Source organism: Enterobacter cloacae complex sp. IR5422 (genome assembly GCF_049238165.1).
Lineage (GTDB): Bacteria > Pseudomonadota > Gammaproteobacteria > Enterobacterales > Enterobacteriaceae > Enterobacter > Enterobacter roggenkampii.
Window position 1 is genome coordinate 1 of sequence record NZ_JBMKHT010000056.1, and the last position, 25011, is coordinate 25011.

A 25011-nucleotide genomic window follows, 5' to 3' on the forward strand; every position below is an offset into this window, starting at 1 on the left:
AGCGGCTGAAGCCGCTCAATGAGGCGCTGCTGATGTCCGCTCCGGAAGGAATGGCCCTGACCAGCGGGGAGCACCTGCAGATGACGGCCGCGAAGAACGTCGCCATTAATGCGGGCGGGGATATCAGTGCCGGTGTCATGGGCAATATGACGGCGCTGGCGGGTGAAAAACTCGGGCTGTTTGCGCGGGAGGGGCAGCTGAGCCTGAAGGCGTCGGAAGGGCCGGTGGATGTCCAGGCGCAAAACGCCAGCCTGCGACTCTTTGCGGAGCAGAAGCTGACGCTGAGCTCGGCGAGTGACATCTCCTTCGCCGGGAAAAAACGCATCACGCTGATTGGGGGCGGAAGCTACCTGCGGCTGGAGGCGGGAAAGGTGGAGTATGGCACGACGGCGATGTACCTGCGGAGAACAAAGAGAACAATGGCGGCGGCTCCGGCCACCATGCCACTACCCATTCCGTTGCTTCCCGGTCAGTATCCACCGCTTAGCGGAACGATTTGCATCGAGTGCCTCCTCAATGCCATCAAAGCCAATGACGCTATTGTTCAGGGAGCGTAGAAAATGAATGCCACAAATATGATCCAGGCGTTACCGGAATCGAAAAACGCACATTTATTTCTGTTATTGGAAGGTGGGGCGCAAACAACGGAAGCTTTTCAGGCTTTTTATAACGAAAACGCAGCGGTTATGTATTCATTGTATCTTCATCCACAGCTTACCGAAGCCAGAGATTATGGCCCCTGGTTGTTTGCAATAAGGGATAAAGAGGAGTTAAAGGCCCGTATTACCTCAACGCCGGGGTTAACTGCTGTTATCGCCTCTTCACGATCCGCAGGGGCGTTAGCCGTTCAGCTTTCTGCGGCCTGCACAATTATTTCTCCGGAAGGAGCAGCGACTTTAGTGCGTTTTTATATGCACGATGTCATTCGTCTGCTGGCTGGCCTTAAGGAACGTGAGTGGCATAGCCTATTATTCCGGGAGATTTTTCAGTGGTGGGTGCCAGGTGAAAATGAATGGCGGCAGATACACATTCCCGCTTCAGAGGTGATAGATGCCAGAGGCAGTGCCATACGGTTAAGGCATGAAGAATGGCAACACATCACGGATAAACCTGTTGTCGCCGTAGTGTTAGCCGAGTGGCAGAAAATGCCATCCAGCCAGCATTTTCCCGCCTGTGTTCAACGTGACATGGTGATAAAAGCACTGAATAAGGCCAGTGAAGCGAAAATGAAAGCGGGTACAGAGCAAAAACTTTATGCTCTTTATTATCTTAATGGCGGAAAAAATAACCTGGGGTCAGATGATATTCAGGCTGCACTCGAAAAAGTGATTCAGGGAAACGTATCGCTGGAATATGATTATTCAACCAGGCTCACTCTCAGGGATGAAAATACAGAATGGGATTCTTCAGAACGTATAAGAAAATAGACGGTGCAGTTAACCGAGGTTATGCCCGCTGGGGAAGATGGATCTGGGGGGCGTTGTTACTGCCGGTGGTTATTTATCTTGGCTGGTCGGTATGGGCTGCGGTCTGGGGACCGCCGTCAGGGCCGGTCACGCTGATTATCCATAGTGAAATTGACAGGCCCATAAGAGGATTTAGTGTAAATGGCGTGGCGGGGGGGAATGCATTTGCTCATGGCGGGGGAAAAGCCACCTGCTGCGGCAGCATCAGCGGGGATAAGGCGGAAATTATCTGGACTGTAGATTACACACTTGCGCAATACAAAGCGGGGGTACGAACAGAAATTCACCGAATAACAATGCCTATGCCAGAACGAAAGAAAGGAGAAAATGATTTACACGTTCATTTCCTGCCGGGTGACAAAGTCCTGCTGGGATGGAGTGACAATGCATGGTCACCTTATGAATCACGCCCAGAGCATAGCAATTACAAGGAAACTGAATAATGGGATTTTTCAGTAGATTGGAAAAAATTGACGGCGGCATAAATGGCTTTTATGCCCGCTGGAGAAAATGGATCTGGGGGGCGCTGTTACTGCCGGTGGTTATTTATCTTGGCTGGTCGGTGTGGGCTGCGGTTTGGGGGCCACCATCGGGGCCGGTAACGCTGATTATTCACAATGAGCTCGACAGGCCAATTTTAGGATTTAGCGTGAATGGTGTTGCAGGTGCGAATGCATTTGCTCATGGCGGTGGAAAAGCAACCTGCTGCGGCAGCATCAGCGGGGACAGGGCTGAGGTTATCTGGACGCTGGATATTACTCACGAGCAATATCTTAAAGGCATGAGGTTAGAGTCACGTCGTATCGAAATACCCATGCCGGTACGAAAGCAAGGCGAAAATGATTTACACGTTCATTTTTTGCCGGGTGACAAAGTCTTGTTGGGATGGAGCGATAACGCATGGTCGCCTTATGAAAAACGTCCGGAACAAACACAATCTAATAAAATGGAAAGTAACTAATGGATATAGAAAGCCTCATTTCTGCAGCGAACCGTGCCCAGCAGGCCGAAGACAGCGGGTTACACAATTGTTCGCGCATCTGGCATGTAGGTTTCTTTTTCGATGGTATTCACAGGAACATAGAACAGGATGCGCCAGAGCAACGACTCAGTAATATTGCCCGTTTGTTTCGTGCATTTCCTGACGAAAGACAAAATACGTCAAGAGAGGCTTACGATACGGTCTACATATCTGGCCTCGGCACCCCTTTTAATGAAGATCTTTCCACCAAACTCACTGCATTAATGGATGGGACCAGAAGTAATGTACAAGATAATCTGAAAGCTCAGCCCATTGAAATGGCTAAAGACGCTGGCGAACAATTACTTAAAGGTGGCAGCTGGTATGAAATATTGAAAAGCGAAGGTGGGAAGTTACTTAAGCCCTCAGAATGGAAAAAACTGGCGAAAAATATCACTAAAGAAACGCTTAAAAAAGTCAGTATTGAAGCCACTCCCTGGATCCGTGATAACCCCGCCGTCGCAGATATGCTGGTAACAGGCGTTGATACGCGCATCGCCTCGGCCAAAACACGCTTCGAACGATTTTTTGAGAGAGTAAAATCAGACAGCCCCATTCCCGTAAAACTCATTTCTGTCTCTCTGTTCGGCTTCGACCTTGGTGCCACCCTGGCACGTAAATTCCTCGACACCCTGCTGGACGAACTCTGCCAGAAACAGGGTGACAAATACACTTATTTGGGCATTCCCGTCGATATCGTCTTTACCGGCCTGTTTGACTGCTCGCGACACACAGCAGCCAGCAACAACAATGGCGTGGATTATTTCATCTCTGCTTTTGGTGGGCCGGTAAAAGGCATCAGCGTATTGCTGGGGGATAAATCCATTGAACAGGAGACCTCTCTTCCAGGGGCAGTAAAGAAAAGCCTGCATCTGGTTGCCGCCCATGAAACCCGCGTCTGGCGCTGCCTGTACCGCACCGGCGATAACCCGGTGCATAAGGAAGAGCTCTATCCGGGATGCGCTGAAGATATCGGTGGTGGCTTGAAACCGGACGAACAGAAACCCAGTGCGGAGCTTTGTCGCGTTGCGCTACACAGGATGTACTGTGAGGCGACCATGGCGGGTGTGCCTTTTCCAGATTTCCAGACCTTAAACGAAAACAACCCCGTGATTGCCGAATATTTCATCATCAAGGACAACATCAAAAACCAGTCCGTCCTGCAATGGGCGAAAGCGTACCAGAGCGCGGTACCTTTTTCTTCATTAAGCACGGGAAACCAGAACTGCCACCTCGACAGCTATATCGACTGGCTGGGGCGACAGTACTACCTGTACCGCGTTGAATGTATGAGATACGAAAAACAGCGCGGCGATACGCTCGCCTCTGCTGGCGCATCGGCAGGGTTTGTTGGCATTACGCAGGAGGCGAAAGAGACCGCCGGGCAGTACGCCAGTGAACTGTCTGTATTGCAGCAAAACTGGGGCTGGCTTGATGAGGTGAAAGATGCCGCGATAAGAATGCGAAACAGTATGGAACAGAACCCCATGGACAGACGCAGGGAAATCGTTCCGAACGTTTATGGACCGGCGCTGTGGCGTGCGAAGCGTTTTCTCGACTACTTCCACGCGGCAAATCTCGGTAAACCCCAGCCGTTCCCGATCGACACTGCCCCACCCGAGATGTACGCATGGTTTGTACACGACCTGCAAACGGTGGACAAAGGCGCAGGTATCTCGCAGGACTTTTTTGTTATCCGCTCGATGGAAAAGCCTGAAACCTGAGTTATGGGGGCGACAGAATTTGAGATTCCTCCGCTACCCCCACACCCTGCTGTTCATTACCTTAAGGCCAGTTCACCTGCGAGTCTGGCCTTATGAAACGTTACTCTACCGCTCTGTTATTTGGTCTGCTGTCACTCACCAGCCAACTGGCGCATGCCGATATCGTTGATGATGCTATTGGCAATATTCAACAGGCAATCAACGACGCCTATAACCCCAGCAGCAGCCGCAGCAACGATGATGACGATCGTTATGACGATAACCGTCGCATGGATAGCCGTCAGTATGACGATCGCCGTCGGCAGCTTGAAGACAGACGCCGCCGTTTAGACGAGCGTCAGCGCCAGCTGGATGACGACAGACGCCGTCTGGAAGAGGATGAGCGCAGGTTGGAAGACGATTACGATCGAGGCTAAAGCCTGGTGGCGCTTCGCTTACGCAGGCCTACGAAACCCTGGCGCGTAGGCCGGGTAAGGCGCAGCCGCCACCCGGCAAAACTCAGTCGAGAACCAGCACCATCCCGTCATACCCCGCTTCAATGCCGGACGGCAGCGGGTTATCCATCATCCACACGTCAAACTGATGGCTGATATGCGTCAGGATCACCTGCGGACAGCCAATCACTTCGTTTAACGCCATCACGGTATTTAAGTCGCAATGGTTTCGCGGCGTCTCGTCGCGCGGTTCGTGGCTGCAGTCGATAATCATCGTCTGCGGCTGATTGTTAAGCAGGAACTTCACCGTTTTTTCCGGCAGCCCGGCGGTATCGGACAGCCAGGCCACGCGGCTGTGGGCCGACTCCAGCAAATACCCGAAGGTCAGTTTCGAATGGTTGAGCGGCAGGGGCGTAACCCGCATACCCTGAAGCTCAAACATCACAAACGGTTCGACCGTATGGCTGAAATCCAGAATCCCCGGATGTTTAAACAGGTCGTCGCATCCTGCTTCGTCCGGCGGACCGTAAACCGGAATCGTCGCGCCCACGCCCCAGCGCAGGGGGAAGAGTCCCTGGACGTGATCCATATGGTAATGGGTCAGCAAAAACTGCTGAAAGCTGCCTGCGGCCCAGTCGTCCATCAGGTGCGGAATACCGGCATCCAGCAGGGTCACCGCATCGTTGAATTTGACCACCGCGCTACAGGGGCGACGGCGATAGGTATCCTGCAGGCGCGCCCGGCGGCACGCCGCGCAGTCGCAGCCAAAGACCGGCACGAGTTGCGCGCTTCCGGTTCCTGTTAACGTGATTGTCAGACTCATAACGCACCTCTACAGCGGTTTGGTGAATCGGAAATGGCTCTGCGTATATCCTTCACGGACGTAAAAACGGTGGGCGTCGGTGCGCTTCACGCTGGTGGAGAGTTCGGTCAGCTCCGCGCCGGCCTCTCGTGCCACCCCTTCCGCCCAGGCCAGCAGCTGGCTGCCCACCTTTAACCCGCGCGCCTGCGGCATCACCACCAGCTCCTGGATCTCGCCGATCCAGCGTGCGTGGTGGAGGTGAAACTGCATGTGCAGGCCGATCATGCCGATGACCTGCCCGTCCAGTTCGGCAAGCTGGTAGCGCATGTTGTGATCCTGCAGATTGGCAAGATAGCCCGCGTGAAACGCCTGGCGATCAAATTCGGCCTGCTTTAATTCGCAGATTAACGCATAGACGATTTGCGCATCGTCGGCGGTGGCGGGGCGAAGCGTGCAGTCAGGCATGCTGTTTTTCCTTCTGACGGATAAGCGATAAAAAGGTCTCGACTGACTGTAGCAAACTTCCGTCGTTATTAAGGATATGGCAGTCGGACGGGGTGTAGCGCGCCGCACGCGCAAGCCGCTGATCGATCTCACGGGCGGATTCACGACCCCGGCTCTGCAACCGGCTGCGCAGGACGTCCGGTGAAACCTGCAGGCAAACCGGCAGCAGGGCCGCCCCATAGCGTGCGCGCGCTTGCGAAAGGTGCGCCCGTGAACCGTTGACCAGCACGTCGAACCCCGCATGCAGCCACAGATCGGTCTCGATGCCGATCCCATAGTAATAGCCGTTGGCGTGCCAGCTCAGCGCCAGCAGATTTTGCCCGGCACGGGTAAAAAACTCCTGCTCGCTCAGGGCGATATGGTTTTCACTCCCCGCATTCGCCGCGCGGGTAATGTAGCGGTGCGCCACCAGCAGCTGCGGATGCTCCTGCTGCCGTAAGGCGGACAGCAGGCTGTCCTTACCGGAGCCGGACGGCCCCATTAACCAGATAAGTCTTCCCATCAGAACACCCTCTTTCCCTGACGCCAGACGTGGTCAATATGGATGTGCTCGCCCCTGCGGTGGGCCAGCACCAGATCCGCCCGCTTGCCTTCGGCTATCTCGCCGCGATCCTGCAAGTTAAGCGCCGAGGCCGGGTTTTTCGTCACCAGGCGAATCGCCTGGGGCAGCGTAAAGCGGTTGCCCTCGTCGTCGGCCACCCGGAACGCCGCGTCGAGCAGGCTGGCGGGGTAGTAGTCGGACGAGAGAATATCCAGCAGGCCGAGGGACGCGAGCTTGCTTGCCGCGACGTTGCCGGAGTGCGAGCCGCCGCGCACGATGTTCGGTGCGCCCATCAGGACGTTCATGCCGTGCTTGCGGGAGGCTTCAGCCGCCTCGAACGTGGTGGGGAATTCGGCGATCACGCTGCCAAGCTGGTGGGATTCAAGGACATGATCGTGCGTGGCATCGTCATGGCTGGCCAGCGCGATATTGCGGTCCCGGCACATCGCCGCAATTCGGACACGGTTAGGCTGCGACCACCGTGCCGCAAGCGCCAGCTGCTCTTCTTCATAACGGGCCATCTCCGCGTCGCTGAGAGAATATTTGCCCTGATAGTATTCGCGATACTTTTCAATGTTGGCGAACTGACGCTGCCCCGGCGAGTGGTCCATCAGGGAGACCAGCGACACCGGCTCGCGGCCGACCAGCTTTTCAAACAGCGGCAGGGTAGTGTGGTGCGGTAGCTCGCAGCGCAGGTGCAGGCGGTGCTCGGCGCGGTTGAGGCCGCGCTTTTGCGTCTCCTCGACGGCGTTGATCATCTTCTCCAGGTTCTCCAGACGGTCGCCGCCGTCGCGCACGTCGCCAATAGCCACCGCGTCCAGTACGGTGGTGATGCCGCTGGCGACCATCAGCGCGTCGTGGCTGCTCATCGCTGAATGCGCGGGCCAGTCCACCTTCGGGCGCGGGGTGAAGAACTTGTCCAGATTATCGGTATGCAGCTCAATCAGCCCCGGCAGCAGCCAGCCGCCGTCGCCGTCCATCGCCTCGGGCGAGCGGCTCTGGGTTTCAGCAAACGCGCGGATTGTTCCGTCCTGGATCTCAATCGAGCCGTCAACCACTTCATTATCCAGTATCAGCTTGACGTTATTGATAATCATGCGGGAGTCCCCATTGGGTGCAGCCTGTCCGCGACGCGGGTGCGAACACTCTCGTCGTGGAAGATCCCGACGATCGCTGCCCCGCGCGCTTTGGCCTGTTCGATCAGCTCAACCACTGCCGCGCTGTTTTTAACGTCGAGCGAGGCGGTAGGTTCATCCAGAAGTAAAATCGGGTAGTCGACGATAAAGCCGCGGGCGATATTGACGCGCTGCTGCTCGCCGCCGGAAAAGGTCGACGGGGCAAGGTGCCACAGGCGCTCGGGCACGTTCAGGCGCGTCAGCAGGCTGGCGGCTTTGGCGGCACAGGTTTCGCGCGGTACGCCAAGATCCAGCAAGGGCTGCATCACCACGTCCAGGGCGGAGATCCGCGGGATCACCCGCAGAAACTGGCTCACCCAGCCGATCGTCGAGCGGCGTACCTCCAGCACCTTACGCGCCGGGGCCTGCACCAGGTCGATCCATTCATCGCCGTGGCGAATATGAATATGGCCTTCGTCGGGCAGATAATTGGCGTACAGGGAGCGCAGCAGGGTGGATTTTCCGCTGCCGGAGTGGCCGTGCAGCACCACGCATTCGCCGCGATTAACCTCCAGAGAGGCATTTTGCAGCACCGGCAGACGCACGCCGTTTTGCTGGTGGAGCACAAAGGTCTTACTTACGTTTTGTACGTGGATCATGTTGGCCTCGCGATTTGTTTTGCCGGGTGGCGGCTTCGCCTTACCCGGCAACAGCCCCTCAGTTCTGCAACACGGACGACACCAGAAGCTGGGTGTACGGATGATGGGGATCGTCGAGCACGCGGTCGGTTAACCCACTTTCCACCACCTGACCCTGCTTCATTACCAGCAGGCGGTCCGCCAGCAGGCGCGCGACGCCCAAATCGTGGGTGACAATCACCACTGCCAGGTTCAGCTCTACCACCAGGCCGCGCAGCAGGTCGAGCAGGCGGGCCTGCACCGAGACGTCCAGCCCACCGGTGGGTTCATCCATAAACACCAGCTTCGGATGGGTGACGAGATTGCGGGCAATCTGTAAACGCTGCTGCATGCCGCCGGAGAAGGTGGTGGGCAGGTCGTCGATACGCGAGGCGGGGATTTCCACTTCTTCCAGCCAGTGTTGCGCCGTGGCGCGGATGTTGCCGTAATGGCGCGCGCCGGTGGCCATCAGGCGTTCGCCGATATTGCCTCCGGCAGAGACCTGACGGCGCAGGCCGTCCATCGGATGCTGGTGCACCACGCCCCACTCGGTGCGCAGCAGGCGGCGGCGCTCGGCCTCGCTCATGCCGTAGAGCGAGGCGCCCTCATACAAAATGTCGCCGTTCTGCGGCGTCAGGCGCGCGGAGATGGATTTCAGCAGAGTGGTTTTGCCGGAGCCGGACTCGCCGACGATCCCCAACACTTCGCCCGGCCACAGCTCGAACGACACGTCGCTGAAGCCTTTGCCCGGCGCATACAGGTGGGTCAGGTGATTTACCGAAAGCAGCGGTTTCATTGGCCGTTCGCCTCGCTCTGTTGGCGGCAGAAATCGGTGTCGGAGCAGACAAACATCCGTTTGCCCGTGTCGTCCAGCACCACTTCGTCCAGGTAGCTGTGTTTGGATCCGCAGATGGCGCACGGCTCGTCCCACTCCTGCACCGTAAACGGGTGATCGTCAAAATCGAGACTCTCTACACGGGTGTACGGCGGGACGGCGTAGATGCGTTTCTCGCGTCCGGCGCCGAACAGCTGCAGGGCGGGCATCATGTCCATCTTCGGGTTATCGAATTTCGGGATCGGCGACGGGTCCATCACGTAGCGGCCGTTGACCTTCACCGGGTAGGCGTAGGTGGTGGCGATATGGCCGAAGCGGGCGATATCCTCGTACAGCTTCACCTGCATCACGCCGTACTCTTCCAGCGCGTGCATGGTGCGGGTTTCGGTTTCGCGCGGCTCGATAAAGCGCAGTGGCTCCGGGATCGGCACCTGAAAAATCAAAATCTGATCTTCCGTGAGCGGGGTTTCCGGAATGCGGTGGCGGGTCTGGATCAGCGTCGCGTCTTCGGTTTTTTCGGTGGTCGCGACGCCCGTTACCCGCTGAAAGAAGGTGCGGATCGATACGGCGTTGGTGGTGTCGTCCGCGCCCTGGTCGATGACCTTCAGCACGTCCGCCTCGCCGATCACGCTGGCGGTAATCTGGATGCCGCCCGTCCCCCAGCCGTAGGGCATCGGCATTTCTCGGCCGCCGAACGGCACCTGATAGCCAGGGATCGCTACCGCTTTTAAGATGGCGCGCCGGATCATGCGTTTGGTTTGCTCATCCAGATAGGCAAAGTTGTAGCCGCTTAAGTTAGCCATGTTTGCGCTCCCGTTGCAGGCGTTTCAGCAGTTCCAGTTCGGCCTGGAAATCGACGTAGTGCGGCAGCTTGAGGTGCGAGACGAAGCCCGCGGCCTCGACGTTATCCGCGTGGGCCAGCACAAACTCTTCGTCCTGCGCCGGGCCTGCAACGTGCTCGCCGTAGTCCGGTGCCTGCAGGGCGCGGTCGACCAGCGCCATGGCCATCGCCTTGCGTTCGCCGAGGCCAAACACCAGCCCGTAGCCGCGGGTAAAGTGCGGGTCTTCATTTTCGGGCGCGACAAAACCGTTCACCATTTCACACTCGGTCATCAGCAGTTCGCCGACGTTCACCGCAAAACCCAGCTCTTCCGGCACGATTTCGACGTCGATATAGCCGCTGCGAATTTCGGCGGCAAACGGGTGGTTGCGCCCGTAGCCACGCTGGGTGGAATAGGCCAGCGCCAGCAGATAGCCCTCGTCGCCGCGCATCAGCTGCTGCAGGCGGGACGAGCGCGAGCACGGGTAAACCGGCGGCGTGCGGGTGATGTCATCCGGTTGCGCGCCGGAGTCCTCTTCCGCCTTCGCCAGGCCCTGTTTCGCCAGCAGGCTGAAGACGTGCGGAGACGGTTCCTGTTCGGCGTCAGAGGTACTGAGTCGTGGCGCCTCGCCGTTCGCCAGCAGGGTAAAATCCAGCAGGCGATGGGTGTAGTCATAGGTAGGGCCGAGCCGCTGGCCGCCGGGAATGTCTTTATAAACGGCAGAAATGCGGCGCTCCAGGCGCATCTCCGCCGTGTTGATGGGTTCGCTGACCGCCAGCTTCGCCAGCGTGGTGCGGTAGGCGCGCAGCAGGAAGATGGCTTCCACGTTATCGCCGCTGGCCTGCTTGAGGGCCAGCGCCGCCAGCTCGCGGTCGGCGATACCGCCCTCGGTCATCACCCGATCGACGGCGAGATTAAGCTGCTGTTCAATCTGGGCGACGCTCAGCTCAGGGAGCTGTTCATCACCCCGTCGTCTGTGCGCCTGCAGCGCATGGGCGGCGGCGATCGCTTTTTCGCCCCCTTTGACGGCAACGTACATCAGCACACCTCCACGTGGGTGGTCCGCGGGATGGCCAGCAGGCGCTCGCCGCAGGTCAGGATCAGGTCAATGCCCAGCGGGAACGGGTGCGGGCGCTCGGTCAGCTCGTGAATGATGCACTCCGGCAGCTGCGGCGCGACCATGCGCTCGTCGGCGATGCCTGCGCCCGTCAGGCGCAGCATGCGACCGCCGCTCAGGCTGGCGACCTGCAAAATCAGCGTGGCGCTGGTTTCCGGGGCGACGGCGGTGCCTTCGCTCAGGGCATTCAGCTGTTCATGGCTGATTTGTTCGTCGGCCACGGCAAAGATTGCCTGCTGCGGCTGTTCAACAAGCGGGGCGCCGGTGTGAAAACGCAGGTTCTGGTTGGCGATATCGTTCGACAGCGCGCCCGAAAGCCATACCGGGGTATCGTTATCGGCAAGCGTCAGCAGCACGCAGGTTGTCGCCAGGTTCAGCGGCAGCCAGCCCTGAGAGAGCTGGTGCAGCGAGACAATCACGCCCGGCTCGCTCATGGCTTTTAGCAGGCGACGAAAACTGTGTTGGGCATCCTGGACGGCCAGGGTAAAAGCGGGTTGAAGCGTCATGCGTTGTCTCCGCGAACGAGCGTAAAGAAGTCGACCCGGCTGGTATTCACTTCGGCCTGACGCGCGGCAAGGCGTGCGGCGCGGTCGGCCTCCAGCGGGGAAATAAGGGTTTCCATCAGCGTCTGGAAATGCGGTTGTTCCTGTAAAAGCGCGTCGATGACCGCGCAGCGCTCGGCGTGCGCTTTATCACGCCCCAGCACGTAGCCGTAGCCCAGCGTGCCGCTGTGCAGGCGGATCGCTGCGCGGGTGAGGGTGGCATCCCCGGCGAAGAAGCGCTCGCCGGTGCCGCCCATGCGCGCCTGGATCTGAACGAGGCCGATCTCCGGCGCGCGGAGGAGGTCGTACCCGGGAGCCAGGCTAAGGGCGTTCATGCGGGCAGAGAGCGCAGCAGGCTGGCTGTGGGCCAGCACGCGCATCCAGCGCTGTCGGGTGGCGGTGTCGAAGTGCATTCAGTGCTCCATGGTGAATTCGATCATGTCGGCGCGGGTCAGGCTGACGGAGTATTCCGTCGCGTCGATCTCGCCGTCACGGTGGTTGAGGGTGCGCACGCAGAGCAGCGGGGCCATATTGGGGATCTCCAGCACCTTGCTCTCTTTCGCCTGCGCGCGGCGGGCGCTGATGCGCGTCTGGGTGCGTTTCAGCGCAATGCCTGTCGCATTCTGGAGAAAATCATGCAGCGATCCGCTGGAGAAATTCTGCAGCACCGGCCAGAGGGTGAGGTCCGCGAAGTAGTGATCGATCTGGCACACCGCGACGCCGTTGACCCGGCGCAGCGTGCGCAGGTGGATGACGTTGTCGCCCTCCTGAATACCCAGCGCGTCCGCCACGTGGCTGGAGGCCGGACGCAGCACCGAGAGCAGCTTTTCGCTGGTCGGGTGGCTGCCCTGATCCAGCAGGTTCTGGCTAAAGCGCGCCTGGGCGTTAAGCGGGTAGTCGAACGGGCGCATCAGCACCAGCACGCCCACGCCCTGACGGCGCTGCACCCAGCCGCGCTCGACCAGCTGGTCAATGGCGCGGCGCAGGGTGTGTCGGTTCACCTCATAGCGGTCAGCAAGCTGCTGCTCGGCAGGAAGGTAGTCTCCGCAGCGGTAGTGCGTGCGCAGCTCCACTTCGAGCTTTGCCGCGATCTCTTGCCAGCGGGTGGGGTAACTGGTCGGATGTCTGGATAAGTGCATAGAAAACAAAGCCTCGCTTCTCAGATGAAGTGCTTACGCAAACGTTGAGAGAGGAAATCCAGCAGGCTGACGGTGACGATGATGAGCACCATCAGGGCGCAGGTTTGCTGGAACTGGAAACCGCGAATCGCTTCCCACAGGGTGACGCCAATCCCGCCTGCGCCGACCATGCCGACGACGGTGGCGGAGCGGACGTTGGACTCAAAGCGGTACAGGGAGTAGGAGATCAGGAGCGGCATCACCTGTGGCAGGACGCCGTAAAGGATCTCTTCGATTTTATTGGCGCCGGTGGCGCGAATGCCTTCCACCGGACCGGGCTCGATGGCTTCGACCGCCTCGGAAAGCAGCTTGGAGAGCACGCCGGTGGTGTGAATGAACAGCGCCATGACGCCCGCGAACGGACCGAGGCCGACGGCGACCACGAACAGCATCGCAAAGACCATTTCGTTGATCGCCCGACAGGCGTCCATCAGGCGGCGCATGGGCTGGTATATCCACCACGGCACGATGTTTTCAGCGCTCATCAGGCCAAACGGAATGGAGAGAATAACGGCCAGCGCGGTGCCCCAGACGGCGATTTGCAGGGTGACCGCCATTTCACTGAGGTAGTCCTGCCACTGGCTGAAGTCCGGCGGGAAGAAGTCGGCGGCGAAGGTCGCCATATTGCCCGCGTCTTTGAAGAGCAGCAGCGGATCCATTTCCGCGCCCTTCCAGGAGATAACCAGCACCGCCAGCAGGATGGCCCAGCTTATGAGCGAGAACCAGCTGCGCTTCGGCGGCGGGAGGGTGATGGTTTGCATGTGTTACTCCGCAGGTCTTTGTGTGCCGGATGGCGCTACGCTTATCCGGCCTACGATCCAAAATGTAGGCCCGGTAAGCGCAGCGCCACCGGGCGAAAAGCGTTACTGCACCGCTTTATTCACGCTGGTCATCGCGCCGAGCGCGGCGGTCAGGCGGTCGAGGTCTTCAAGCTGAGCCTGAATCGCGGCCACTTTGCTGGTCTTCTCCTCGACCTTCAGGCCTTTGTTGTCCTTCACGCCCTGCATCTCTTTAAACAGCGCCAGCTGGCGAATCGGCACCAGCTGCAGGTCGCTTGACGGGCGGAACGGTGCCCAGCCCAGACGTTCCAGAACTGCTTTCTCTTCCGGCGTTTTGCCGTAGGTCATAAAGAAGTCGTACACCTTGTCCTTGGTGCTTTCGGACAGGTTTTTACGCCACACAATCGGGTCGCCGGGGATCAGCGGGGATTTCCAGATAACCTTCAGCTCTTTCAGCTTGTCCGGGGCGGACGTCTTCAGCTTGTCGAGGTTCTCGGTGTTGTTGGTGGCAACGTCCACCTGCTTGTTGGCCACGGCCAGAGCGTTGGTTTCATGGCTGGCGTTTACCGTGCGCTTGAAGTCGCTGGCGGAGGCGTTGTTTTTGGCGAAGACGTAGTAGCCAGGGACCAGGTAACCCGAGGTGGAGTTCGGATCGCCGTTGCCGAAAGTCAGCTCTTTGCGTTTGGCGAGCATGTCGTTGAGGTTGTTGATCGGGCTGTCTTTGTTGACGATCAGTACGCTCCAGTAGCCCGGGGAGCCATCTGCCGCGACGGTCTGGGCAAAGACCTGGCCATTCGCGCGGTCCACCGCTTCCATGGCGGAGAGGTTGCCGTACCAGGCGATGTCCACTTTATTAAAGCGCATCCCCTGGATGATGCCCGCGTAGTCCGGGGCGAAGAAGGCGTTCACTTTGATCCCCAGCTTGGTTTCCATATCTTTCAGGAACGGTTCCCACTGAGGTTTCAGGTTCTGCTGTGATTCCGTCGAAATAATGCCGAAGTTCAGCGCTTTTTCCTGCTCTTCCGCATACGCCGGGCTTAACAGGGTGCTGAGGCTGAACATGCTGGTAAAGGCCAGCGCGGCAACGGCTTTGTAGCTCATGTACTTTCCTCGGATCGGGTTTATTTAAGCAGCCTGCGCGTTCTCTTCGACGCGGTTAATGCTGCGGTAGAGATGGTCAAAACGTTCGTTATCAAACTGATGGCTCGCGCCATCAAAGAACACGTGCCCCTGACGCAGGGCGACGATGCGTTCGCAGTAGCGCAGGGCGTAATCCACCTGATGGAGCGTGACCACCACGGTAATGCCGTCGTTCTGGTTAATGTCGCGCAGGGTCTCCATCACGATGCGGGCGGACTCCGGGTCCAGCGAGGCGATGGGTTCGTCAGCAAGAATGATTTGCGCTTTCTGCATCAGCGCGCGCGCAATCGCCACGCGCTGCTGCTGCCCGCCGGACAGGGTGGAGACGCGCTGGTGGGCGAAATGCGCCATACCGACGCGGGTCAGCGCCTGTAAGGCTTCCTGCTTCTGGGAAGGGGTGAACCAGCGCAGACAGGTGCGCCAGAACGGGGTGCTGCCGAGCGCGCCAATCAGCACGTTCTCCAGCACCGTCAGGCGGTTTACCAGGTTGAACTGCTGGAAGATGTAGCCCGTCTGGGCGCGGCTCTTGCGGATATCGCTCGCCAGACGCCCGGCGCGCTGTACGGTATTACCCAGCAGCTCGACGTGGCTTTCCGGCGTTTTATCGCCGGTGATAAGCCCGCTCAAATGGCGCAGAAGGGTGGATTTACCCGAGCCAGAAGGCCCGAGAAGCGCCACCATGTCGCCCTGCCGGACGGTCAGATCAACGGCATGCAGAGCCTTGTTATGATTGAAGGTCTTGCTCAGTTTCTCGACGCGGATGACAGTTTGCATGTGCTGGGCCTCACGATAAATGTGGCCTCATGCTGGCGCATCAATGTGACATTTGGGTTAAGTGCAGGTTGCGGGAGTTTGAAGAGTTGAGCGGAGTTTGATGACAATCATCGTAGGCCCGGTCAGCGCAGCGCCACCGGTCGCGGTTGCCGGCTGCGCTGCGCGTGTTCTGCCTACGACGTTTGTTGCTTGACGACGTTAATCATCCACGGCACGCCGTATTTGTCGGTGACTTTACCGAAACCGTGCGCCCAGAAGGTCTCCTGCCACGCCATGTCGATGTTCCCGCCCGCGGCGAGGTTGTCGAACCAGCGCTTGCCTTCTGACACATCCTGCGTGTCGAGAACCAGCGTAAAGCCCGCGTACTGCGCGTTGCTGCCGGGCGGCATCCCGTCGCTCATCATGATATCGCTGCCCGCAATGCGGACGTTGGAGTGGGCGATAGCCGAATCCGGAAACTGCATACCGGACGGACAGCCTTCTTCGCTGTTATCGCTTTTTGGCATTTCGCCGAAGGTAATTTTATAGAGAAGTTCTGCGCCGACGGCTTGCTGGTAAAAGGCGGTCGCCTCAGCGCAGTTGCCGGCGAAAGAGATGTAGGGACTTAACGGCATAATCTTTACCTCACGTAAGAAAAGCCCGTTAAGTTTAGTTCTTTTTTGTAGGCCGGATAAGCGTAGCGCATCTGGCAAAAGCGCCCGGTGGCGCTTCGCTTACCGGGCGTACAGGTGAAAAATCAGTTCTTTTTCACGAACTCAGATTTCAGTTTCATTGGACCGAAGCCGTCAATTTTGCAGTCGATATTATGATCGCCTTCAACCAGACGGATATTCTTCACTTTGGTGCCGATCTTCAGCATGGAAGAACTGCCTTTCACCTTCAGGTCCTTAACGACGGTAACGCTGTCACCGTCCGCCAGCAGGTTGCCGTTCGCATCTTTTACGATGAGCGCATCAGCATCCTGAGCCGGCTCGGCATCATTCCATTCATGAGCGCATTCCGGGCAGATGAACATGCCATTATCTTCATAGGTGTATTCAGAATTGCATTTTGGGCAGTGTGGGAGAGACATATCGGTATCCTCAAAAGTGTAAACGCGCTGGAAAGTGCCAGCTAAATGACGGCAGGGTGCCGAAAAAGGCGGCAAGTATAGCGCAAATCCACACCGTTGTCGGTGATATTGTGAATTAAAAAAGCCAAAAAGCGTATCGGGAGTGACACGTTCTGTCAGTCAGTTACGCGAAGCTTATGTCCATTAACACGGTGGGAAGAAATGACGATAAATATATCGAATATTTTATTGCAGCAAATTGCTACGCTCTGCCATTTCGGATAAGGTGAAGCGACACATTGTTATTTATCTCCGGACTTTGCTGCCATACATATCTTATGGCAGTGGTGCATTACCTCTCTTTTTAGGTGGGTAAATAATGGTGATATATCCTGAAGTTTCTTAAAAATGGGCTACGCTTTTTTCTTTTGGCTATCAGGCCTGGAGAAGAGTTCTACACGCCATGCAAGGATAGGGAATTATTCCTGATTATCTTCAATCAGTTATATTTCGGCGAACATGTTTTCCACACGTGATCATATAAGCCTGAACAACATAATTAAAACCAGTGGCTTAATAAAAGTAATAAATTTGCGTTAAGGAAAGGCTTTTATCATGCACACACAGACCATTTTTGAATTAAGCCAGGAAGCCGAGCGTTTGTTACAGCTTGCCCTGCAAAATCTTGATACGTTGAAATCAATGCCCACTGAGATGCTGGAGAGCACAGAGGCTGCTATTACTGGCGAAACAAACAACGTTTTACCTTTGCATTTTAGCGCGCGCGGTGTCGACGCCCAGCAGGCGATGCTGAATAATGAATTACGCAAAATAACCCGGCTGGAAATGGTCCTGGCCATTGTTGGCACCATGAAAGCGGGGAAATCGACCACCATTAATGCGATTGTGGGTACCGAAGTGTTGCCGAACCGCAATCGTCCAATGACGGCGCTTCCGACGTTGATTCGCCACACGCCGGGTCAGAAGGAACCGGTGCTGCATTTCTCTCATGCCTCCCCGATTGATGAATTGATCCAACTGCTTCAGAAACAGCTCTGTGATTACGACCGCGGGAAGCTGGCTCAGCGTCTGGAAATTGATAAAGACATGAATACGCTGCTGGAGCGCATTGAAAAAGGGGAAGCGTTTGAGAAGCATCACCTGGGCGCGCAGCCGATATTTCATTGTCTGAAAAGCCTCAACGATCTGGTGAGACTTTCCCAGGCGCTGGGTGTGGAGTTTCCGTTCTCTGAATATACGGCTATTGAACATATCCCGGTGATTGAAGTGGAGTTCGTGCATCTTGCGGGCCTGGATGCCCACCTCGGGCAGCTGACGCTGCTCGATACGCCCGGGCCGAACGAGGCCGGACAGCCGCATCTGCAAAAAATGCTCAGCGAGCAGTTGTCCCGCGCATCGGCGGTGCTGGCCGTAATGGATTATACCCAGCTTAAATCCATTTCTGATGAAGAAGTCCGCCAGGCGATTTCCGCGGCGGGAAAATCGGTGCCGCTGTATGCGCTGGTCAATAAATTCGATCAGAAAGATCGCAATAGCGATGATGAAGAACAGATTCGGGCGATGATCTCCGGCACCTTAATGAAAGGCAATATTTCGCCCGGCCAGATTTACCCCGTGTCGTCCATGTGGGCGTATCTGGCGAACCGCGCGCGCTATGAGCTAAGTTCGCATGGACGACTGCCGGATCATCAGGAGCAACCCTGGGTGCAGGATTTTGCCGAAGCCGCACTCGGACGTCGCTGGCGTACGGCGGACCTGGACGATATCGACCATATCCGACATTCTGCCGATTTGCTCTGGGAAGATTCGCTCTTCGAGCAACCGATACGGAAACTGATTTACGCCGCCTATGCCAATGCCTCGCTCTACGCGCTGCGTTCGGCCTCGCATAAGCTTCTTAACTACGCGCAAAACGCCCGCGAGTATCTCGATTTCCGCTATCAGGGGCTGACGGTGGCCTTTGAGGCGCTGGAGCTGAATATCGCACGTCTGGAAGAGGACATGGCGCTTTTGCAGACGCGTCAGCGCGTGGTGAGCGATGAGGTGAAACACGAGGTTGAGGAAGCGCTGAACGCCACCGCGGACTTTATGGGATCCCAAAAAACCGCGCTTCACCAGGCGATTGACCAGGTGTTCAGCACGCCCCCGATTCTTGATTCGGCAGGCACCGAACGGCAGCAACTTCGCGGTGAGAGGGTGAAGCAGCTGGTGCTGGACGATGAAGGGCAGGCGCAGATTGCGCTGAGTAAATTACGCGCCTCCTGCGAGCGGGTGATGCTGGATGCCCAGACGAAGATCGGCCGGGAGCTGGCGTTACGCTTCGATCAGCTGGAGTCCACGCTGGCGCGTTCTCTTAACGAAGCCATGCGTCCCATCGAAACGCGTATTAAAGAGCATCTGAGCCATGCGGGTTTTCGGGCGCGCATCAGCTTCCCGGCGTTTCAGGCAAGCCAGCTTAACTTCAATACGCGAGCGCTGTTTAACGATGCGATTGCGCAGGACGACAGCCAGGCCGCCCCGCCTTCCGGCGGGAGCAGCATGCGCGAAACGGTCTCTCGCTGGCTCAATAATCCTGGCTGGGGCTGGGACGAGTATGTGGAAACGCGCACGCGCTATGTTATCGACATTGCGCAGCTACATGACAAATTTAAGCAACATATTGATCAGTTTTGTGAACAAATACGTAAAGCTTTGTCCGCGCAGGTCGATGTCTCTGTTACGGCAGGAATGGCGACGTTCTTTGCAGAATTTTCGTTGTGCCTGACCGGGTTACAGGAAAGCTTGCGTGATAGCCTCGCAGTGCGTCAGCAAAATGAGCACTCAACCCGAGCGCTCTGCCAGTTGTTGAAGCAAAGCATCACTACTGCGACGTGGATACAGGAAGATACCCGACTGTTACGCGATGATATTCAAACTCTATTCGCGGCAGAGCAACCATGACAACACCACTACTGGACGGCCCCGGGCGAACGCTGGAGTGTATTAATCCAAAATTTATGGTCGATCTGGTGCAGGGGGGAGACGCGGCGCGTCATCCTCGCCTGGGACCACAGCAGCTGCAGTTTCGCGAGCGTTTGACGCAGGAAATCATGACGCATACCCGGCTACGCCCCTGGGCGATGGCGGGGATGCTCAATGAAAATGCGGCGCTGCGCTTGGGGCTGGCGGAAAAGCTGGCCGGGATGCTTGATCCGGGCCATCTCGCGCTGACGCTGATGGCAGAGAAGCTGATTGCGCTGCGTCAGCAGACTCACCCGCGCACCCTGCAGTCTCCCGGACTGACGCAGCAGTACGCCGATCTGGTGTCTCATTTTACTCAACGCGCAGCCTGGAAAGAAAAGGCGCTGACCCAGCGCGGGCTAACGGTGCAGGCGGGTGAGCACAGCGAGCAAATTTTTACCCGCTGGCGGGCCGGACATTATGATGGCTGGTCGCTGGCCGGGCGCTGTTTTATCGTTCTGGAAGAGCTGCGCTGGGGAGCATTTGGCGACGCATGCCGCCTCGCGAAAGAAGATGTGGCGGCCATGCTTAAGGATAACCTGCGCAGCATGGCGGCTAACTATCTGGCGCAGGGCATTAATGCCTCACCCACGACCCGCCATTTTTATCACCAGTGGCTGACAGCGCCTGCTTCTCCCGGATCGATCGATCATAAAGACATGCTGGGCTGGCTGGGGGACTGGTGTCAGGCGGATAAGCATCCGGTGAGCTGGTCAGTGACGCAAAACTGGCAGACCGTCGCACTGGGGATGCCGAGGCTCTGTTCGGCAAAACGGCTGGTGGACGGGATGGTGGAAGAGATTTTTGGGTAAATCCCTTACCCCTCACCCTCTCCCCGCAGGGAAGAGGGGAGGGTTTGGTGGGGTGTGTTAATGGCGGAGTTCGACCGCTTTTCGTTCGATATTCTGCTCGGGAGCATTGGCGTAGCGTTTCGCATATAGCGCCGTGATGATCGGCACCAGTAGCGCAGTGACAATCACGCTGGCGGCAACCAGCGCCGTCGCTGAAGCGGCTACCGGTTCGAAGGCCGGGTTAATCTGGGCAATAATCACCGGGTTGGCGACGGCAGCGCCTGCGGCTGAAGAGGCGGCGACGCCCGCCGTGCCGTTTCCTCCCCCGATCACGCGGTCGGCAACGATCAGCGGAATACCGGTAATGACGATTACGGCGACACCCAGCACAATACCCAGCAGGCCGGTATCAAGGATAACCTTCAGGTTGATGGTGTTCCCCAGCGCGAAGCCGAAGAACGGGATCAGCACCGGCGTGGCTTTGCTGAAGAAATCACGCAGATCGTGATCGAGGTTGCCAAGGGCAAAGCCGATCAGGAAGGGCAGGATTGCGCCGACAAAGTGGTGGGGTTCAAAAGAGGCCAGGCCAGCGGACCCCAGGATCAGCATCGTCATCAGCGGGCCTGATTCGAGAGACATCAAGACAAATGCGCCGGACTCTTCTTTCGTCCCGTACTGGTTCATCAGGCTGGCGTACAATCCGCCGTTAGTCATATCCATCGCGGAGACAATCGCCAGCACCGATAACCCCGCGAAGAACCCGGTCTGAATTCCATTCTCCGGGATGAACATCGCGCATATCATCGCCACCGCCCAGGCTACCGCTATTTTGGTTATTACCAGCGTGCCGGATTTCCGTAATACGGTACCGGTCGCCCGCAAATTAATGGATGCACCGATACAAAAAAACCAGACGGCAAGAATTGGAACCGTGCCCGTTATCATGCCTTTTGTGAAACCACCAAAATAAGCCCCGGTATCAGGGGCAAGGGTATTCAGGATGGCGCCCAGCACCAGCGGAACCAGCATCATACCGCCGGGTATGCGTTCTATCGTGGCTTTAATCTTCATGGACAATCCTCACATCTGACCCCGCAGGACGGGCGTTCGGTGTTAAAAATTAGTCAATAAATTCAATTGATTGGCATTTGTTTTTGAGTGGCGTTTCTCGATAATCCCGCCAGGAAAATAAATGTTTTCTCTCGATTAACTTCATTGGAAAACACATGAAATGCTGTATTCGGATTTATCATGCGATCATTGGAATATTGATTCAATCAAAATAAAACATCGTTTTATTTATCTTTGTCACATATTCAATGTAAAACTATCGGCGGCTTCCTGATGAAGAAAATTTATGTAAATTGGATGTGAGTAAACGTGGTTTGTTTTTTTGTTGCGAAAGAACTCATGACGTGCGTGAGAAAGCTCATGAGGCGGGGATGAGAAAGGGCTTATTTGCACTGATTGACAAATACTGGACTGAGTTGACCTGATGCTGAAATATGTGTGAAGTTGATCACAAATATAAACGCTGGTAGGGTAAAAAGGTCATTAACTGCCCAGGCAGGCGTCAACAGGTTCGGTTGTATCGACGTAAAACGTCAATGTAAGTAAACCTGCTACGCTTGAATAAGGCGATTCGCATGGAGCGGATCCCATGGTTCACAGAACGCACACTGGACTGTGAAACAGACAGGGCCGAGTCAACGAGGATAGCTATGCTGAGAAGGAAAAAGATTAAACCCATCACGCTTCGCGACGTCACCATTATTGATGACGCCAAACTGCGTAAAGCGATTACCGCAGCCTCGCTCGGTAATGCGATGGAATGGTTCGATTTTGGTGTCTACGGCTTTGTGGCCTATGCGTTAGGTAAAGTGTTTTTCCCCGGGGCCGATCCCAGCCTGCAGATGATTGCGGCACTGGGTACGTTCTCCGTTCCCTTCCTGATTCGCCCGCTGGGTGGTCTGTTCTTCGGTATGCTCGGTGATAAATATGGTCGTCAGAAGATCCTGGCTATCACCATCGTCATTATGTCGATCAGTACATTCTGTATCGGTCTTATCCCTTCTTATGCCACCATCGGCATTTGGGCGCCGATTCTGCTGCTGATCTGTAAGATGGCACAGGGCTTTTCCGTGGGCGGTGAATATACTGGCGCCTCGATCTTCGTTGCCGAGTATTCTCCTGACCGTAAGCGCGGGTTTATGGGAAGCTGGCTGGACTTCGGCTCCATTGCCGGTTTTGTCCTGGGCGCGGGCGTGGTGGTGCTGATTTCAACCGTAGTGGGGGAAGAGAACTTCCTCGACTGGGGCTGGCGTATCCCGTTCTTCCTGGCTCTGCCGCTGGGGATCATTGGCCTCTACCTGCGTCATGCGCTTGAAGAGACGCCTGCGTTCCAGCAGCACGTTGATAAGCTGGAGCAGGGTGACCGCGAAGGGCTGCAGGACGGTCCGAAGGTATCGTTCAAAGAGATTGCCACTAAGCACTGGCGAAGCCTGCTGGTCTGTATCGGTCTGGTGATCTCTACCAACGTGACCTATTACATGCTGCTGACCTACATGCCGAGCTATCTGTCGCATAACCTGCACTACTCGGAAGATCACGGTGTGCTGATCATTATCGCCATCATGGTGGGTATGCTGTTTGTGCAGCCGATTATGGGCCTGTTGAGTGACCGCTTTGGTCGTCGACCGTTCATTATTCTGGGAAGCGTTGCGCTGTTTGCCCTCGCCATCCCGGCATTTATTCTGATCAACAGTAATGTACTGGGGCTGATTTTTGCCGGTCTGCTGATGCTGGCGGTGATCCTTAACTGCTTTATCGGGGTGATGGCCTCAACGCTGCCCGCGATGTTCCCGACCCATATTCGCTACAGCGCGCTGGCCGCGGCCTTCAACATCTCGGTGCTGATTGCCGGTCTGACCCCGACGCTTGCCGCCTCGCTGGTGGAGAGCACGCAGAACCTGATGATGCCTGCTTATTACCTGATGGTGATCGCGGTGATTGGTTTGATTACCGGTATTACCATGAAGGAGACGGCGAATCGCCCTCTGAAAGGCGCAACGCCTGCGGCATCGGATATCCAGGAAGCGAAAGAGATCCTCCGTGAGCACTACGATAATGTAGAGCAGAAGATTGAGGATATTGACGCCGAGATTGAAGAACTGCAGAAAAAACGTTCCCGACTGGTGGATCAGCATCCACGCATCAACGAGTAACAAAAAACCCGCCGCTGGCGGGTTTTCTTTTATTAGCATCCTGCGGCGATGTAGTCGCCATTGGCGCTGATGGGGATCACCGTCAGGAACAGCACCGTCGCGAACAGGATCAGGACTATCCCTCCGGCAATTTTGACGGCCGGCACCAGCCATTTTAACGAGGCGCTTTCTCCGAACCAGGCCACCGTGCGTTCGCGGGCGTAACGTACAGCCAGTGAAAGCCCCATAATAGAAAGCGCGGTTCCCAGAGACATAGTCATGACTGCGGCCATCCCCCAGGTAACAATGCCCAGCGCGTTGGAGAACATCAGGATCATGATCGCCCCGCTGCACGGGCGTGCGCCGATCGCCAGAATTACGCCCAGACGAGTTTTCCAGTCGCCCTGCGTCAGGTCTGCACCTACGCCGTGATGACCGCAGCCACAGTGTTCGTCGTGCTGATGAAGCGGCTTAATGGCAGAGACAGACATCCTGCGCGGGCGCAGGCTCTTCAGCGCCTGGTAAATGACAAATGCGCCGAATGCGCCAATAAGCACTGCGCTGACCTTCTCCACATACCAGCGGCTGGTACTGATATCCCCTGAGGCGAGGTTAAACCCTACCGCCAGGATAAAGACAAACAGAATGGCGCTGACGCCCTGCATCAGGCTGCCCAGGAAAGGGACGACCCGGGCGGCCAGCTCGCTTTCCTTATTGGTAGTCAGATAGGTCGTCACAATGAATTTTCCGTGCCCGGGGCCAATGGCGTGGAGTACGCCATAAAGGAAAGCGCCCGTTAACAGCCATAACCCGCCGCTGTACTGATGGTTATTCAGCTGCAGCAGGTACATCACCAGATACCGGTGCAGGGTAATTTGCGAGGCAAGACACCACTGGATAAAGGTGTTCCAGTGCGTATGCAGGGTAAAACCGGCAAAAAACATTGCCAGCAGCATCAACCCAGCGGTAGGGAGACGCCAGTCACGGATGAGGCGTTGTGTGGTCATGAAGCGGCCTGCACAGAGAAGAGTATTTGCCGCCAGTATAGTTGATCTTCCCGCTCAGTTCGTGGGATCGCATTGGGATCCGTGCAGAATTGTGGATAACTTTGTGCATAAATGGGTATAAGGCGGGGTTTTGCTGGGGAATGCAGCAGTCAGTCATTTTTTTGCAACTTTTCGGTTGCGGTCGTTCGCGAACTCCCTATAATGCGCCTCCATCGACACGGCGGATGTGAATCACTTCACAGACAACGCAGTCGGTTGAAGAGAAATAATCCTGAAATAACGGGTTGACTCTGAAAGAGGAAAGCGTAATATACGCCACCTCGCAACGGTGAGCGAAAGCCGCGTTGCACTGCTCTTTAACAATTTATCAGACAATCTGTGTGGGCACTCAAAGTGACATGGATTCTTAACGTCCTCGGACGAAAAATGAATACCAAGTCTCTGAGTGAACATGCGTAATTCATTACG

The 25011-nt window shown here is 56.7% G+C and carries 27 protein-coding genes; 9 read left to right on the forward strand and 18 right to left on the reverse strand.

Annotation, left to right across the window (positions count from 1 at the left end; translation table 11 throughout):
* The 6 genes from ACOTXT_RS19890 to yjdP form a co-directional block, all read left to right on the forward strand.
* Positions 1–557: DUF2345 domain-containing protein (locus ACOTXT_RS19890; RefSeq protein ID WP_421625420.1), on the forward strand; the 557-nt coding region annotated here is incomplete at its 5' end.
* 3 nt (positions 558–560) lie between these two features.
* Positions 561–1427, forward strand: a complete 867-nt coding sequence (locus ACOTXT_RS19895; protein WP_333166308.1) for a DUF4123 domain-containing protein — start codon at positions 561–563, stop codon at positions 1425–1427.
* The gene (locus ACOTXT_RS19900) at positions 1397–1909 is read left to right on the forward strand and encodes a DUF3304 domain-containing protein (protein WP_055321461.1); all 513 of its coding nucleotides are present in this window, start codon (positions 1397–1399) and stop codon (positions 1907–1909) included. Before ACOTXT_RS19895 ends, ACOTXT_RS19900 begins: the two co-directional genes overlap by 31 nt.
* Positions 1909–2427, forward strand: a complete 519-nt coding sequence (locus ACOTXT_RS19905; RefSeq protein ID WP_055321462.1) for a DUF3304 domain-containing protein — start codon at positions 1909–1911, stop codon at positions 2425–2427. The genes ACOTXT_RS19900 and ACOTXT_RS19905 overlap by 1 nt, the downstream gene beginning before the upstream one ends.
* Positions 2427–4211, forward strand: a complete 1785-nt coding sequence (locus ACOTXT_RS19910; RefSeq protein WP_055321463.1) for a DUF2235 domain-containing protein — start codon at positions 2427–2429, stop codon at positions 4209–4211. Before ACOTXT_RS19905 ends, ACOTXT_RS19910 begins: the two co-directional genes overlap by 1 nt.
* 92 nt (positions 4212–4303) lie before the next feature.
* Positions 4304–4627, forward strand: a complete 324-nt coding sequence (gene yjdP, locus ACOTXT_RS19915) for a DDRRRQL repeat protein YjdP (protein WP_021242926.1) — start codon at positions 4304–4306, stop codon at positions 4625–4627.
* Positions 4628–4709: 82 nt separating this feature from the next.
* Here the strand turns inward: yjdP and phnP are convergent, their stop codons facing one another.
* The 16 genes from phnP to ACOTXT_RS19995 all read right to left on the reverse strand — a co-directional run bounded on the left by phnP (position 4710) and on the right by ACOTXT_RS19995 (position 16542).
* A complete protein-coding gene (gene phnP, locus ACOTXT_RS19920) occupies positions 4710–5468 on the reverse strand; it encodes a phosphonate metabolism protein PhnP (protein ID WP_333166315.1) in 759 nt (252 codons plus the stop codon).
* 9 nt (positions 5469–5477) lie between these two features.
* A complete protein-coding gene (phnO, locus tag ACOTXT_RS19925; RefSeq protein WP_045371472.1) occupies positions 5478–5912 on the reverse strand; it encodes an aminoalkylphosphonate N-acetyltransferase in 435 nt (144 codons plus the stop codon).
* Positions 5905–6456: a ribose 1,5-bisphosphokinase gene (gene phnN / locus ACOTXT_RS19930; RefSeq protein ID WP_031275336.1), complete on the reverse strand. Its 552-nt coding sequence runs from the start codon at positions 6454–6456 to the stop codon at positions 5905–5907. The genes phnO and phnN overlap by 8 nt, the downstream gene beginning before the upstream one ends.
* Positions 6453–7589 (reverse strand): alpha-D-ribose 1-methylphosphonate 5-triphosphate diphosphatase, encoded by a 1137-nt coding sequence (gene phnM / locus ACOTXT_RS19935; RefSeq protein WP_032675791.1) that lies wholly within the window; start codon positions 7587–7589, stop codon positions 6453–6455. Before phnM ends, phnN begins: the two co-directional genes overlap by 4 nt.
* Positions 7586–8266: a phosphonate C-P lyase system protein PhnL gene (phnL, locus tag ACOTXT_RS19940; RefSeq protein WP_032664718.1), complete on the reverse strand. Its 681-nt coding sequence runs from the start codon at positions 8264–8266 to the stop codon at positions 7586–7588. The genes phnM and phnL overlap by 4 nt, the downstream gene beginning before the upstream one ends.
* A gap of 58 nt (positions 8267–8324) precedes the next feature.
* Positions 8325–9080, reverse strand: a complete 756-nt coding sequence (gene phnK, locus ACOTXT_RS19945; RefSeq protein WP_008500057.1) for a phosphonate C-P lyase system protein PhnK — start codon at positions 9078–9080, stop codon at positions 8325–8327.
* Positions 9077–9922, reverse strand: coding sequence for an alpha-D-ribose 1-methylphosphonate 5-phosphate C-P-lyase PhnJ (locus ACOTXT_RS19950; protein WP_008500058.1), 846 nt, complete (start codon positions 9920–9922; stop codon positions 9077–9079). The genes phnK and ACOTXT_RS19950 overlap by 4 nt, the downstream gene beginning before the upstream one ends.
* A complete protein-coding gene (locus ACOTXT_RS19955) occupies positions 9915–10979 on the reverse strand; it encodes a carbon-phosphorus lyase complex subunit PhnI (protein WP_021242918.1) in 1065 nt (354 codons plus the stop codon). The genes ACOTXT_RS19950 and ACOTXT_RS19955 overlap by 8 nt, the downstream gene beginning before the upstream one ends.
* Complete coding sequence (gene phnH, locus ACOTXT_RS19960) at positions 10979–11563, reverse strand: phosphonate C-P lyase system protein PhnH (RefSeq protein ID WP_421625421.1); 585 nt, start codon at positions 11561–11563, stop codon at positions 10979–10981. The genes ACOTXT_RS19955 and phnH overlap by 1 nt, the downstream gene beginning before the upstream one ends.
* On the reverse strand, positions 11560–12012 hold the full coding sequence (phnG, locus tag ACOTXT_RS19965; RefSeq protein WP_021242917.1) for a phosphonate C-P lyase system protein PhnG: 453 nt from the start codon (positions 12010–12012) through the stop codon (positions 11560–11562). Before phnG ends, phnH begins: the two co-directional genes overlap by 4 nt.
* Positions 12013–12738, reverse strand: coding sequence for a phosphonate metabolism transcriptional regulator PhnF (gene phnF / locus ACOTXT_RS19970; protein ID WP_023326523.1), 726 nt, complete (start codon positions 12736–12738; stop codon positions 12013–12015).
* 20 nt (positions 12739–12758) lie between these two features.
* Positions 12759–13538, reverse strand: coding sequence for a phosphonate ABC transporter, permease protein PhnE (phnE, locus tag ACOTXT_RS19975; protein ID WP_021242916.1), 780 nt, complete (start codon positions 13536–13538; stop codon positions 12759–12761).
* Positions 13539–13640: 102 nt separating this feature from the next.
* A complete protein-coding gene (gene phnD / locus ACOTXT_RS19980; RefSeq protein ID WP_055321467.1) occupies positions 13641–14657 on the reverse strand; it encodes a phosphonate ABC transporter substrate-binding protein in 1017 nt (338 codons plus the stop codon).
* Between the two features lie 24 nt (positions 14658–14681).
* Complete coding sequence (phnC, locus tag ACOTXT_RS19985; RefSeq protein WP_023618659.1) at positions 14682–15470, reverse strand: phosphonate ABC transporter ATP-binding protein; 789 nt, start codon at positions 15468–15470, stop codon at positions 14682–14684.
* Between the two features lie 173 nt (positions 15471–15643).
* A complete protein-coding gene (gene yjdN, locus ACOTXT_RS19990) occupies positions 15644–16084 on the reverse strand; it encodes a VOC family metalloprotein YjdN (RefSeq protein WP_055321468.1) in 441 nt (146 codons plus the stop codon).
* A gap of 122 nt (positions 16085–16206) precedes the next feature.
* Positions 16207–16542 (reverse strand): zinc ribbon domain-containing protein YjdM, encoded by a 336-nt coding sequence (locus ACOTXT_RS19995; protein ID WP_008500067.1) that lies wholly within the window; start codon positions 16540–16542, stop codon positions 16207–16209.
* A 594-nt stretch (positions 16543–17136) separates the two neighbouring features.
* Between ACOTXT_RS19995 and crfC the strand changes: the two genes are divergently transcribed.
* Entirely contained in the window at positions 17137–19482 is a 2346-nt protein-coding gene (gene crfC, locus ACOTXT_RS20000) for a clamp-binding protein CrfC (protein WP_021242912.1), read from the forward strand.
* A complete protein-coding gene (locus tag ACOTXT_RS20005) occupies positions 19479–20354 on the forward strand; it encodes a diguanylate cyclase regulator RdcB family protein (RefSeq protein ID WP_008500070.1) in 876 nt (291 codons plus the stop codon). Before crfC ends, ACOTXT_RS20005 begins: the two co-directional genes overlap by 4 nt.
* Positions 20355–20411: 57 nt before the next feature.
* Here the strand turns inward: ACOTXT_RS20005 and kdgT are convergent, their stop codons facing one another.
* A complete protein-coding gene (kdgT, locus tag ACOTXT_RS20010) occupies positions 20412–21404 on the reverse strand; it encodes a 2-keto-3-deoxygluconate transporter (RefSeq protein ID WP_008500071.1) in 993 nt (330 codons plus the stop codon).
* A 650-nt stretch (positions 21405–22054) separates the two neighbouring features.
* On the opposite strand from kdgT, the gene proP reads away from it, so the two are divergent.
* Positions 22055–23557 carry a glycine betaine/L-proline transporter ProP gene (gene proP / locus ACOTXT_RS20015; RefSeq protein WP_008500072.1) on the forward strand — a complete coding sequence of 501 codons (1503 nt, stop codon included), beginning with the start codon at positions 22055–22057 and terminating at the stop codon, positions 23555–23557.
* A 32-nt stretch (positions 23558–23589) separates the two neighbouring features.
* Here the strand turns inward: proP and ACOTXT_RS20020 are convergent, their stop codons facing one another.
* Positions 23590–24543 (reverse strand): nickel/cobalt transporter, encoded by a 954-nt coding sequence (locus ACOTXT_RS20020; protein ID WP_055321469.1) that lies wholly within the window; start codon positions 24541–24543, stop codon positions 23590–23592.
* Between the last annotated feature and the right edge of the window lie 468 nt (positions 24544–25011).